12 protein-coding genes are annotated in these 12,107 nt (G+C 66.2%); 4 read left to right on the top strand and 8 right to left on the bottom strand.

What is annotated here, in order from left to right; all coding sequences use genetic code 11:
- Positions 1 to 142: 142 nt before the first annotated feature.
- Entirely contained in the window at positions 143 to 697 is a 555-nt protein-coding gene (locus tag ACJH6I_RS28310; protein WP_406784967.1) for a PadR family transcriptional regulator, read from the top strand.
- Positions 698 to 700: 3 nt separating this feature from the next.
- Here the strand turns inward: ACJH6I_RS28310 and ACJH6I_RS28305 are convergent, their stop codons facing one another.
- Positions 701 to 1,363 (bottom strand): class I SAM-dependent methyltransferase, encoded by a 663-nt coding sequence (locus ACJH6I_RS28305; protein ID WP_406784966.1) that lies wholly within the window; start codon positions 1,361 to 1,363, stop codon positions 701 to 703.
- Positions 1,360 to 2,724, bottom strand: coding sequence for a cytochrome P450 (locus tag ACJH6I_RS28300; RefSeq protein WP_406784965.1), 1,365 nt, complete (start codon positions 2,722 to 2,724; stop codon positions 1,360 to 1,362). The genes ACJH6I_RS28305 and ACJH6I_RS28300 overlap by 4 nt, the downstream gene beginning before the upstream one ends.
- Positions 2,725 to 2,925: 201 nt before the next feature.
- On the opposite strand from ACJH6I_RS28300, the gene ACJH6I_RS28295 reads away from it, so the two are divergent.
- Entirely contained in the window at positions 2,926 to 3,819 is an 894-nt protein-coding gene (locus ACJH6I_RS28295) for a universal stress protein (RefSeq protein ID WP_406784964.1), read from the top strand.
- Between the two features lie 53 nt (positions 3,820 to 3,872).
- Here the strand turns inward: ACJH6I_RS28295 and ACJH6I_RS28290 are convergent, their stop codons facing one another.
- A complete protein-coding gene (locus ACJH6I_RS28290) occupies positions 3,873 to 4,670 on the bottom strand; it encodes a universal stress protein (RefSeq protein WP_406784963.1) in 798 nt (265 codons plus the stop codon).
- Between the two features lie 259 nt (positions 4,671 to 4,929).
- On the opposite strand from ACJH6I_RS28290, the gene ACJH6I_RS28285 reads away from it, so the two are divergent.
- Positions 4,930 to 5,835, top strand: a complete 906-nt coding sequence (locus ACJH6I_RS28285) for a universal stress protein (protein WP_406784962.1) — start codon at positions 4,930 to 4,932, stop codon at positions 5,833 to 5,835.
- Positions 5,832 to 8,228 (top strand): phosphoketolase, encoded by a 2,397-nt coding sequence (locus ACJH6I_RS28280; RefSeq protein ID WP_406784961.1) that lies wholly within the window; start codon positions 5,832 to 5,834, stop codon positions 8,226 to 8,228. The genes ACJH6I_RS28285 and ACJH6I_RS28280 overlap by 4 nt, the downstream gene beginning before the upstream one ends.
- 38 nt (positions 8,229 to 8,266) lie before the next feature.
- Here the strand turns inward: ACJH6I_RS28280 and ACJH6I_RS28275 are convergent, their stop codons facing one another.
- The 5 genes from ACJH6I_RS28275 to ACJH6I_RS28255 all read right to left on the bottom strand — a co-directional run bounded on the left by ACJH6I_RS28275 (position 8,267) and on the right by ACJH6I_RS28255 (position 12,077).
- Positions 8,267 to 8,980 (bottom strand): DUF998 domain-containing protein, encoded by a 714-nt coding sequence (locus tag ACJH6I_RS28275; RefSeq protein WP_406784960.1) that lies wholly within the window; start codon positions 8,978 to 8,980, stop codon positions 8,267 to 8,269.
- Positions 8,981 to 9,008: 28 nt separating this feature from the next.
- A complete protein-coding gene (locus tag ACJH6I_RS28270) occupies positions 9,009 to 9,671 on the bottom strand; it encodes a hypothetical protein (protein ID WP_061001404.1) in 663 nt (220 codons plus the stop codon).
- 32 nt (positions 9,672 to 9,703) lie between these two features.
- Positions 9,704 to 10,093 carry an STAS/SEC14 domain-containing protein gene (locus ACJH6I_RS28265; RefSeq protein ID WP_064858873.1) on the bottom strand — a complete coding sequence of 130 codons (390 nt, stop codon included), beginning with the start codon at positions 10,091 to 10,093 and terminating at the stop codon, positions 9,704 to 9,706.
- Positions 10,094 to 10,156: 63 nt separating this feature from the next.
- Positions 10,157 to 11,554, bottom strand: a complete 1,398-nt coding sequence (locus tag ACJH6I_RS28260; protein WP_061001403.1) for a wax ester/triacylglycerol synthase family O-acyltransferase — start codon at positions 11,552 to 11,554, stop codon at positions 10,157 to 10,159.
- 160 nt (positions 11,555 to 11,714) lie between these two features.
- Entirely contained in the window at positions 11,715 to 12,077 is a 363-nt protein-coding gene (locus ACJH6I_RS28255; RefSeq protein WP_406784981.1) for a hypothetical protein, read from the bottom strand.
- Positions 12,078 to 12,107: the final 30 nt, after the last annotated feature.

Genomic DNA, 12,107 nt, shown 5'->3' with positions numbered 1-12,107 from the left:
GTTGGCAATGGGATGGATTCGGCAACGTCCGGTGGTCGGCCAGATCGTCACCGCGGCTTTATGCAACAGATTGGATAACGGTCGTGACAGAACTATTGCTGCGCTCCGCCGGCGGCAACCCGACTGGACCTACGATCACGCCATGTCGCTGCAATTCGCCATCCTGACCGCGCTCACGGAGCGGGCATCGACCGGTATCGAACTCACCCGCCGGTTCGATCGGGCATTCGGCTACTTCTGGCCGGCGACGCACCAGCAGATCTACCGGGAACTCGACAAGCTCAAGAACTCTGGGCTCGCCGAGGCCTCGACTCCCGACCGCCCCGAGCGCGGCCAGCCCAAGCGATTCAGCATCACGCCGGCCGGCCGGCGGGCTCTCGGCGAATGGCTGTGTGGCATCGACGATCCCGCGCCGGAGCGCATGGCCATCGCTGTGCGCGTGCGTGCAGCCGCAGCACTCGGTGAGACCGGGGCCGTGCGTGCCGGCATCGCCCACCACCTTGCCGTGCACGAAGCGATGCTGGCCAACTACCGCGAGATCGATGCCCGCGACTTCGCGGCCCCGGTCGCCGACGCCGACGTACTCCGCCACCTCGTGTTGAAAGCGGGTTTGCGTACGGAGCAAGCCTGGGTGGACTGGTGCCGCGAAGCACTGGACGTGCTGGACAGGCTCACGTCGTCCGACGCCCGCACCTGAGGGCTACGCGGCGGGCTTCTGCCAGAGGAGTAGGTAACGCCAGAAGAGCAGGCGCCGCACGTGGGCGCCCGGAAGAAGCTCGGCCGTCTGTGCGGCGACTTCGCGCGTCGTCAGCGGTGGATCCAGGACCACCGGCATCGCGTCGTGATCGGGCGTCTTCGCGAACCCCGTGCCGGTCTTCAGCAGCCGTTCCGCGCGAAACCGGACACCGAGCGCGCGATGCGCGAGCGCAGCCGCGAGCTCCTGCGGCCACTCCCGCCGCAGGTCGGTTCGAGGCAGCGCGATCGCCGCGAGGACGCCGCCCGGCCGCAGCGCTCCGGCCAGCTGGGGCAGCACAGTGTCGAGCGGCATGTGGTGCAGTGCGCTGATGGACACGATCGCGTCGTAGCCGGTCGCCGGCAGCCCGTCGGTCAGCACGTCGGCCTGAACGCAGTTCACGTTCGTCGGCGTCCGGCGCCGCGCCTCGGTGATCATCACTGCCGAACGGTCAACCGCGTCGACGCGGTCGCTGCGCTGGGCGAGCTGGACGGCGAATCCGCCGGCTCCGCAGCCGACGTCCAGGACACGTCGGCACCGCGGCGGTAGGTGCTGCAGTAGCAAGCCCTGGTAATAGGCGTTGTGGTCCCAGTCGAGCAGGCTGCGCGCGTTGGCCACCGCCGGCGTCACACCCGCGCGGCGACCCGAACCGGGATGGGACCTTTGGCGACCGTCGTGTACGGCGATTCGAGTGGGAAGTCGTCGCGCAACGACTCGATACGGTTCGACCGCACGATGGTGGCCAGCGCGAGCGTCGTCACCAGCATCGCGAAATGCTCACCGATGCAGGACCGCGGGCCCGCGGCAAACGGGATGAACTGCCACCGGTCGCGGGTCTTGGCGTTCTCCGGGCCGAACCGGTCGGGGTCGAAGGCCAGCGGGTGGTCCCACAACGTCGGGTCCCGGTGCACGGCACTGATGCCGATGGCCACGATGCTGCCGGCTTCGACGCGGTGACCGTCGACCACGATGTCCTGCAGCGCCGTCCGGCCGACACCGGCCGCCGGCGGGCACAGCCGCAGCGACTCGTTGAGTACCTGTGCGGTGTAGGGGAGCCGGGACACGTCGTCGGGGGTCAGCTCCCGGTCACCGATCGCGGCGACCTCGGCCGCCACGCGATCCTGCATCTCGGGATGACGCCCGAGCTGCCACAAGGCGTACGTCAGCGTCGTCGCCGTCGTGTCGTGGCCCGCCAGCATGAAGATGAGCAGGTCGTTGCAGATGTCGTCGTCGGAAAGCTGCCGGCCGGTGTCGGGGTCCGAAGCCGCGAGCAGGGCCTTGACCAGCGGCGCATCGCGGTCCGGATTCGCGCGGCAGTCCTGCAGGACGTCCATCGTCATCTTGCGCATCCGGGCGACGGCGGCACGCGCGCGACGGCGCCCCGGCGTCGGGAGCCACTTCGGCGCCTTGATCGGTCGCAGGGCGCGATCGGCCGTGTAGCGCGAGGCCACGTGCATGTTCTCGGCGATGGTGTTGCTGTGCTCGTTGATATCGAGACCGAGAATCGAGTAGCCGAGGGAGCGCATGGCGAGCCGGCGGCACTCGGCGTCGAGGTCGACGTCGCGAGCGTCACGCCAGCGGTCGGCGATCGACTGTGCGGCCTGGGACATGTGTCCGCCGAACCGGTCGACGTGCTGCTTGGTGAAGACCGGCTGCAGGGCGCGCCGGCGCGGCGGCCAGGCGCTGTTCGGCAGGACGAAGAGATTGTCGCCGACCACGTTGCGGACTTCTTCGTGGATCGTGGAGCGCTCGGCGAGGTTGTCGGTGCGGCCCAGCACGTCGCGGATCCCGGCGGGGGAGGTGACGAGCACGATGGGCGGCGCGACGCGCTTGGGCACCACGGCGATGCGGCTGACGGGCCCGCCGGCTTCACTCAGCAGGACCAGCCCGGTGTGCAGTTGCCGGGTGGCGAACAACTGCCGGAACGGCAGCGGATTCTTCGGCGCGAGCGGCAGCGTGCCCACGTCGCGGGCGTCGATGGTTGCAGTCATGTCAATAAGAATTATGCCGCGCTCGGTGCGCGTGGTCGAGAGATTCTTCGGACAGGTGCCGCCGAGTCGTCGGCCGGTCCGCGGGCCGGCAGCGACGCCGCCCGTGCCCGGCCGGCGAGTGACTTTTGGCCATAGCAACCGGCAGTCGGCGTCCGTACCGTTGAAGGTGTCGGAATTGCACCTTCTTCTGGAGCGGACCCCATGACCGAGTTATCTCCTCGCCCTTACATTTTGGTTGGTATCGATGGCTCGCGGTCATCGTTGGAAGCGCTGCTCTGGGCCATCGGTGAGGCGCAGCTGCGTAATTTGCCATTGCGGCTGGTTCACGCCGTCGACTACGGCAATTTCGTCATGGGCTTCAATCCGGGCGCCTCGGAAAGCTTCTTCAAGTTCGTGGAGGCGTCGGGCCAGAACTTCCTCAACGAAGCCAGGGAGCGGGTGCAGGCGCTCGCGCCCGAGGTGGAGGTGTCCGTCCACAACCTCGTCGGCCGCCCGGCACAGTTGCTGGAGGAACAGTCGAAAGACGCCTTCCTCACCGTCGTCGGTTCCAGTGGGCTGCACGGAATCACCGGGCTGCTGGCCGGGTCGGTGGCGGTGTCACTGACCGCGCACGGCCACAGCCCGGTCGTCGTGGTCCGCGCCCCGGGCCAACATGCCGGCGGGCCCGTCGTCGTGGGCATCAGCGGTGCGCCCGACAGTGAGGAGGCGATCGGCTGGGCCTTCCAAGAGGCGTCACTACGCGGTGCGAAACTGCTCGCCGTTCTGGTATCGAGTTATGTGCCGGCCTATTTCGACTACGTCGAACCCACGTGGGAAGAGCTGCCGGGGCCGGCCCGTGAGGACCAGCAGGCGATGCTGCTGGCCGAACGGTTGGCCGGATGGCAGGAGAAGTTCCCCGAAGTCACGGTCCGCCGGGTGGTCGCTGCCGGTCACCCCGGGCACGTTTTGTTGGGCTACGCGCAGCGCGCGCAATTGATCGTCACCGGAACCCGCGGACACGGAAATGCGGCCGGGTGGTTCCTCGGGTCGACGAGTCACCGGCTGGTTCAGCATGCCGAGTGCCCGGTGCTGGTCGCCCGCCCGCAGGCCCGGTAGTCAGATTGTTGACAGGGCAGGTGGCCGTTCGCGGTCACCTGCCCTCAGACATTTCACGCCCGCGCAACGAGCACAGACGGATTGTCGGAGTTGGAGTCCGCGTGAGAGCCGACGATCTTCACGAGCTCAGCGGCCTCGCGAGCGCCGACAACGACCAGGCTGATCGGTTCGGGCGTCGTCCGGAGGAATCGCATGAAACTGGTCGCGACGGGCACGGTCGAGATGTACACGTCGGGGTAGAGGTCGTGCCACACCGCGCAACGACGCAGTAACTCCTGGCGGGCGCTCATCCCGGTCTCGGGCGGACACACGCCTACCGCGAGAATGGGCCGTCCACGTAATTGCGCCTCGGCGACCGCCGCGGCCAGCACGTCGTGATTCTCTTCCCAATCATTGACCTCGACAACGATCGAACCCGCCGGGAGCCGTCGGCGCGGTGCATAACTGCGGACCACGGCGGCCGGGCACTCCGCGCCCTCGGCTACACCCGCCGCGGTCGATCCCAGCAGCGCCTTTGCGAAGCGGCCGATCCCGACCGAGCCGACGCACACCATGGCAGCGTGGTGAGATTCGCTGACCAACACGGCCGTTGGGTCGCCCACTACAACGGCGGTCTCGATTTTGACCTGCGCGGCGGTGTCGTCGATGGCGGCGTGCGCCGCTCGCAGACAGGTGCGTGCGTATTCGATGGACATCCGGTCCGAGCGCTGCGGGCCTTGCACGCAACTCACCAGCCGTAGCGGTACATCTCGGGCGAAGGCCTCGGCGACCGCCCAGTGCGCGGCGTACACAGCAGCTGTCGAACCGTCGATGCCGACCACGACTGAGTCGCCACTGTGTATTTCTATCATGCTGTCTCCCAGCGCTTTTCATGCGCCCGGCAGTGCCTCGTCTGCGCATGCCGAACCGTAGATGTGTCATCGAATCCTCACGCGGGTGAGCATCCGGGTCGAGGGCCCAAAGACCTCTGGGGCCGCCGCATGAGTCACCAGGGTCGACGGCTTGGAGTGGTGGCGAGTGGTCACTCAACGAGTGACTTTCGGCCATAGCAGCCGATGGGCTGCACTCGTACCGTCGTGGCATCGGACAATAGCGTCATCGGAGGACAACGTGACCGAATTATCGCCCCGCCCTTACATTTTGGTCGGAATCGATGGATCCAGCTCATCGTTGATGGCCCTGAACTGGGCCGTCAACGAGGCACAGTTGCGCAACCTTCCGCTCCGGTTGGTGCACGCCGTCGACTTCGAGAGTTTTGCGATGGGGTTCAACCCGGGTGCCTCGGAGAGCTTCTTCCAGTACCTCGAGACGACCGGCCAACGTTTCCTCGACGAGGCCCTGGATCGTGTCCAGACGCTGGACCCTGATCTGGAGGTGACGTTGACCAGAAAGGCGGGCCGGCCGGCGCGGGTGCTCATCGACCTGTCGAAGGGCGCATTCCTCACTGTCGTCGGTTCAAGTGGACTCAACGCGTTCACCGGGCTGTTGGCCGGCTCGGTGGCAGTCGCACTGACCGCGCACGGCGACAGCCCGGTGGTCGTGGTCCGCGCACCGGGGGTACCGGTGACAGGGCCCGTTGTGGTCGGGATCAGCGGGGCGCCGGACAGTGAGGACGCGATCGCCTGGGCCTTCGAGGAAGCCTCCATGCGCCGGGCAGAACTGACCGCGGTCCTGGTGTGGGGCTACCTGCCGGTGCATTTCTACGATGCCGACTCGTCCTGGAATGACCTGACCGGCCAGGCTCGTGAGGAACAGCAGGAGATGCTTCTCGCCGAGCGCTTGGCCGGGTGGCAGGAGAAGTTCCCCGAAGTCGTGGTCCGTCGCGTCGCGGCGATCGGCAACCCTGGACACGTCCTGCTGGGCCACGCCCAGCGTGCCCAGTTGGTTGTCACCGGAAGTCATGGCCGCGGCGACGCCACCGGGCTGCTGCTCGGGTCCACCAGCCACAAACTGATTCACCAGGCGAACTGCCCGGTACTCGTTGCTCGGCCGCACGCTCGCGAGTCCACCCGATGACCAGCGCCACTCGCGAGGCAGGTGCGCCCCTGGCCACCGGGCGGTTGCGATCGGTGGACGCATACTGGCGCGCGGCGAATTACCTCACGGCGGGCCAGATCTATCTGATGGACAACCCGCTGCTGCGAACACCGTTGGAGCGTCAGCACATCAAGCCCCGCCCGTTGGGTCACTGGGGCACCTCGCCAGGGCTGAACTTCATCTACGCGCATTTGAATCGCGCGATCATCGAGCACGATCTCGACGCGATGTATGTCATCGGTCCCGGTCATGGCGGGCCCGCGCTGTTCGCGAATGCCTGGCTCGAGGGCAGCTACAGCCGAACTCGTCCCGACATCACCCGTGATGGCCACGGGATGGCGACATTGTTCCGCGAATTTTCCTTTCCCGGTGGCGTTCCCAGTCATGTGGCGCCTGAAGTTCCGGGCTCCATTCACGAGGGTGGCGAGCTCGGGTACTCCCTGGCGCACGCCTACGGTGCGGCTCTCGACAACCCGAACCTGTTGGTGGCGTGCGTAATCGGCGACGGCGAAGCAGAGACCGGCCCGCTCGCGGCCAGCTGGCATTCCAACAAGTTCATCAACCCGGCGACCGACGGCGCAGTCCTGCCGATCCTGCACCTCAATGGATACAAGATCGCCAATCCGACGGTCCTCGCCCGGATCACCGACGCTGAACTCGACTGCCTGTTGCGGGGATACGGGCACTACCCGATCTACGTCAGCGGTGACGATCCGCACCAGCTGCATCAGGACATGGCGGCGGCGCTGGATCGCGTCGTGGCGATGATCGACGAAATCCGGACGTCCGCCCGCGCCGCCGCGGCGGCACCTCCGCGCCCCCAGTGGCCCATGATCGTGTTGCGGACGCCGAAAGGCTGGACCGGGCCCCAATGGGTCGACGGTGTACCTGTGGAGGGTACGTGGCGTGCCCATCAGGTGCCCATAGCCGATATCCGGACTGATCCAGAACATCGCCGGCAGTTTGTCGATTGGCTGTCTTCCTATCGGCCCGATGAGTTGTTCGACGAGATGGGTTGCCCGACAGCGCTGGTCACCGACAACGTGCCGTCGCCCGACTACCAGATGGGGTTGAACCCGAATGCCAATGGCGGACTGCTGCTCACGCCGTTGAATCTGCCCGCTGCCAAGGAATTCGCCGTGTCCACCGTCAAGCCGGGGGACACCACTGCCGAGCCGACCAGGGTGCTCGGTCAGTATCTGCGCGAAGTGATGGTGCGCAATGCCTGCTATCGCAACTTCAGGCTGTTCGGACCTGACGAGACCGCGTCGAATCGGCTTGGTGCGGTGTACGACGCCAGCGACAAGCAGTGGAACGCTGCAGTTCTGCCGAGCGACGAGCATCTGGCTCGCGACGGACGCGTGCTCGAAGTCCTGTCGGAGCACATGTGCCAGGGCTGGCTGGAAGGCTATCTGCTGACGGGGCGCCATGGCCTGCTCAACAGTTATGAGGCCTTCGCCCACGTCGTCGACTCGATGGTGAACCAGCATGCCAAGTGGCTCAAGGTGAGTCGCGAACTACCGTGGCGCGCACCGATCGCATCCCTGAACTACTTGATCACGTCGCACGTATGGCGCCAGGACCACAACGGCTTCTCGCACCAGGACCCCGGTTTCATCGACCATGTCGCCAACAAGCGCGCCGAGATCGCCCGCATCTACCTGCCGCCGGATGCCAACACCTTGCTGTCGGTGGCAGCGCATTGCCTGGCCAGCCGGGACTACATCAACGTGATCGTCGCCGGGAAGAATGACGCTCCGGTGTGGCTGACGGCAGAGCAGGCGGCGGTGCACTGCGCACGCGGCGCGGACATCTTCGAATGGGCCAGCACGGACGGAGGCTCGGTCCCGGACGTGGTGCTGGGCTGTGCGGGCGACGTGCCGACTCTCGAGGTGCTCGCCGCCGTATCGATACTGCGAAAGCACTTGCCGGAGATAAAAATCCGCGTCGTCAACGTGGTCGACCTGTTCCGCCTCCAGTCGAACACCCAACATTCGCACGGCATGACCGATGCGGAGTACGACACACTGTTCACCACCGATCGGCCCGTGATCTTCGCCTACCACGGCTACCCGTCGTTGATTCACCGGCTGACCTACCGTCGCCGCAACCATCAGCACATGCACGTGCGCGGATATCTGGAAGAGGGCTCGACGACAACGCCCTTCGACATGCTGGTGCTGAACAAGATGGATCGCTTCCAACTGGTGATCGACGCCATCGACCTGATGCCCGGACTCGATGGTCCGGCGGTGCGCACACTGCGCGCGGACATGGTGGCGGCTCATGACCGCCACCGAGAGTGGATCCGGACGCACGGTGAGGATCTGCCCGAGGTCACGGACTGGCGTTGGGAGCCCATCGGTGGCTGAGGGTGCCAGGCCGTCGGTCGCCCATGGCGACCCGCAATTCAGTGCGGAAGCGAACTGACCACTGATCGTCGAGTGGCCGGGCTTGTGGCGCGCGCGACGACGAAAGTCAACGTCAGGAGAAACGTGCCGACAAGGGCAACATGGATGCGCTCGAACAGCCCCGTCCAATCTGTGTCCGCGAGCGCAGTGCCGATTTCGATGCCGCCGAGTATCGCTCCGATTGCCGCACAGGTGAGGCCCTCCGATCCCAGATGACGCGTGGCCGGCCGACTGCTCAGCGCAATGCCATACGCCGCCATCGCGAACAGGACCGCGGTGAAACCGACGACGCCGGAGACGGTGTGCAACTGAGACAGCTGTGTCGACAATGCGGCGTGATCGGCTGCCCAGCACCGGGGGTCGACCGACGGGGCGCAGCTCATGGGGGACAGGGCGTCGACGATCGAAGTGGCGGCGGCAACCGCCAGCGCTGTGCTCCCGAGTCGCATCGGTGACGAGGGGTGCCAGATGACCAGGACGCCCGCGAGTATCGCGAGGCCGATGCCGGCGACCAGGTCACCGATCCGGAAGACCTGGTAGTACGGTTGGCCGGCGACTGCCAGCTCACTGATGTAGGACCGGGTGGGGCTCAGCGGAGACCCGACGACCCATTGAAGCGGGAAGTCGCAGTAACCGAGGAGTCCGGCGAGCACGGCGACAGTCCAGGGTCGTAGTGCCGGCCGGAACCTGGTGTAGGTCACCGTCGCAGCCATACCCTCAGCCCGATCTCGAGAAACCTGGTCAGGCCGCGGGTTCCGGGGTGCAGGTCCCCACCGGAGTCGACTCAGCCCGTTCCTTGATCCCGAGCAGCATGCCGCGAACCGTCAGCGATATCACCGGACCGGCCGCTTCGGTGACGAAGACCTGGCCGGGGTGACGGAGTCCCGCCCTGGTGCGCACCAGCAGGCGGCACTGGTCATCCCAATGGGGTTCGAGATGGAAGGACCACACCGCGTCCCACGGGAAATCCGGCGGTGTCCCACGCAGCACGATCGCCCGCTTGTCGACGACGCTCGCGACCCGCAGCAGGACGCCCCCGCGTCGGCCGAGCCATCCCGGCGGGGTGAGGCGTACCGGGTTGCCGGGTTCGAGTCGTTGCCATTCCGGACGGATGGCGTGGTCGCCGTGGTAGTCGCGACTGAGCAGGCTTTCCAGCGTTTCATAGGTATAGAAACCGGCGCGGTCCTCGCCGAGTTGCATCAGCCAGGGCCACACGACGCGCACCGGTGCGTCGATCAAGATGCCCTCGGTCGACTGCAGCGCAGGTGAGCGCACGAGCTCGTCACCCGGCAATCGTCTTGCGCATTCTTCCTTTGTCGTACCCCAGTTGCGGTAGTACCGGCGTGCCGCGTACAGCAGTGCCGCACCGCAGACCGCGGCCTCGGCAATGTGTGTCCTCGTCATAGGACGACTGTGCGCTCAGCGGGCTGCGGCGACTAGGGTCTTGGGTCCTCAGCTTGACCGCCGCCGGTGATCCACGCCCTGGCGTCTTCGACCCGGCCTTCGGGAAACGGCCGGATCTCCGCAGCGATGAAATGCGCAACCAGGTGCTGTGCAATGCCTGCCATCGGTGAATCGGTCACGACGGCAACCTTTTTCACGTGTTGGTGATGGTCATGGACGAATCGCAGGTGGGTCACCATCGCGCCGAAACTGTCCCACCCCGGGAAACGGGGAGCATCGATGATCAGGCCGGCAAGGTCGTCGCCGTGCTCGATCTTCGGGTCGACGGTGTGGGCGAGCGCGGCGAAATCGCCGGTGCTCAAGGGTGATTCGGGACGAATGGTGAGGATCGAGTTGTCCGAGTCCCATTGCTGATCGATCACGGTCCAGTCCTTCGCTGTGGGTCGCGGCATAACGCGTTGCGCGACAGAGGGTAACGCCTGGGTCTAGCCGCTGAGCAGCATCAGGTTGCCCAGCCGGCGGGTGTGCGTCGCAGCAGACGCGACGGCGATCAGGTGAGTGATTCCGTGCTCGATGCCGCGGGCGAGTTCGTCAGCCTCGAGCTCGGCGTCGTAGTCACCGATGACGCCGAACGTCAGGCGGTCGGCGTAGCTCATGATGGCGATACCGGTGCGCATTCCCATCGCAATCGGGGGCACCGGCACGAGCGCGGCGATCTTTCGGCCCATCAAGCGCATTCGCCGGTTCGGGCCGGGGACGTTCGTCGTCACGGCCACGACGCCGTGTTGCGGCAGCCGGCCCAAAAGCCGCACGGCAGAAGCCATCACCGGAAACGGAATCAGATTGGCTGCGGCAACCACGAAGGAGCCGGCTTGGCGCTGCCCACTGCCTTTCGCTGTCGTCAGCCTCTTGTGGACCAGCCGAAGCTGTTCGAGCGGATCCGGCCGATCAACGGGTAGGTCCGGCAGCAACACAGAAACCCGGTTGTCGGGCACGTGGAGTAGTTCGGCCGGCCGGACGGAAACCGGCACGACGGTGCGGATCGGCCCGGCCGAAGGTTGCATGTCGTGCTGCAGCATCGCGGACCGGAAACCGTCGGTGATGGCAGCCAGAGCCACGTCGTTGACCGTGACGCTGAACCGTTTGGCGACCATCCGGACATCCTGCAGCGAGACCTCGACAGCACTGAATCGGCGCATGTCGCTGAGTTGACCGTTGAGGGGTTGAGTCGACGTGGTGAGCACGCCGGCCACGAGTTGAGCGGCCCCGAACGCCATCCGCACCCCACTGCGCGCCGTCGACCGCACCATCCGCCACGCATCAGTGCCGAGCGTGATCGGATTGAAGGCGCGCGACGGACGCTGGTCCGATACCGAAGGGAGGTTGGGGATTTCATCGTGGTCCGCCCACTGGTTGTCGCAGATGCCTGCGAGCATCGCTGTCGCCGCGACACCGTCGGCGATGCAGTGGTGCAGCTTCACCACGATCGCCCAGCGACCATCAGCCAGACCGTCCAGCATCCACGCTTCCCACAATGGCCGGGATCTGTCGAGGCGGCGCTCCATCAAGCCCGCCACCGCGCGATGAACCGCGGTGTCATCACCGGGCGCTGTGACGGTGAGCCGGCGGACGTGATGGGTGATGTCGAAATTGGTTGCCGGTACCCATTCCGGCGCACTGAGGTCGAGCGGATAGGAGTGCAACACCTGTCGGCAGCGGGGGAGGGTGGCGCAGCGCTCGTCGAGCACTGCCTGCAGTTCGGCGAAGTCCGGTGCTGGGCCCTCCATGATGGCGACCACCGCGACGGCAAGATTGGCATGACTGTCGGAATCCTCCGCCTGCAGGAATCCGGCATCGAGAGCGGTGAGCTGGTTGTCGTTCATCGATGTCCTTTACGGGCCGGCCCGCCAACGGTGCGGTATTCGCGAATGATGTTGCGCCTGTCGGCGGTTCGAGAGCAGGGCTGATGGACCGCGGTCGTAGGGACCTTCGGCACCTGCCACGCCCGCCGTGGCTGGTAGAGCCGAGTGTCGTTGGTGCGCGTCAAGACTCGGAAGGCACGGCGACGGACGGGGCTGAGCGCCGATCCGGCGACCATCCGATGACGGTGAGATACAGCCCGGCCAGTCCGGTGACGATCACGCCGGCCTGCCACCACGGTGCGCCGGCCAGCACCTCCTGTCCCGTCGTGAGGTACGCCCCGGGGAACGTCATCAACGCCACACCCTTGAGTACCGTCAACCAGCCCAGGACCGACACGGTAGCGGCGGCAGCTCCGCGCCAGTATGGGTGCAGTGTGACGACGACAAGTCCCATCGGTAAGACGAACGCGCCGGTGATCCAGGGCCATACGGAGTTGGGGTCTGCTGCACGAATAGGTGACATCTGAGTTGGCTTGCCCAGCATGGGCGGGCTGGAAGGATGTCCCCATGGCAA

Origin of the sequence: Mycobacterium sp. SMC-13, from assembly GCF_045311035.1 — a bacterium.
Taxonomy (GTDB): Bacteria; Actinomycetota; Actinomycetes; order Mycobacteriales; family Mycobacteriaceae; genus Mycobacterium.
The sequence above is the reverse complement of the archived record's forward strand: the minus strand, read 5'-3'. Positions and strand labels throughout refer to the sequence as shown.

Coding starts and splice junctions, on each gene's coding strand:
- ACJH6I_RS28255 (WP_406784981.1), bottom strand. CDS start 12,077: ATGCTGGGCAAGCCAACTCAGATGTCACCTATTCGTGCAGCAGACCCC.
- ACJH6I_RS28295 (WP_406784964.1), top strand. CDS start 2,926: ATGACCGAGTTATCTCCTCGCCCTTACATTTTGGTTGGTATCGATGGC.
- ACJH6I_RS28270 (WP_061001404.1), bottom strand. CDS start 9,671: ATGACGAGGACACACATTGCCGAGGCCGCGGTCTGCGGTGCGGCACTG.
- ACJH6I_RS28310 (WP_406784967.1), top strand. CDS start 143: ATGTCGCTGCAATTCGCCATCCTGACCGCGCTCACGGAGCGGGCATCG.
- ACJH6I_RS28300 (WP_406784965.1), bottom strand. CDS start 2,724: ATGACTGCAACCATCGACGCCCGCGACGTGGGCACGCTGCCGCTCGCG.
- ACJH6I_RS28260 (WP_061001403.1), bottom strand. CDS start 11,554: ATGAACGACAACCAGCTCACCGCTCTCGATGCCGGATTCCTGCAGGCG.
- ACJH6I_RS28290 (WP_406784963.1), bottom strand. CDS start 4,670: ATGATAGAAATACACAGTGGCGACTCAGTCGTGGTCGGCATCGACGGT.
- ACJH6I_RS28275 (WP_406784960.1), bottom strand. CDS start 8,980: ATGGCTGCGACGGTGACCTACACCAGGTTCCGGCCGGCACTACGACCC.
- ACJH6I_RS28280 (WP_406784961.1), top strand. CDS start 5,832: ATGACCAGCGCCACTCGCGAGGCAGGTGCGCCCCTGGCCACCGGGCGG.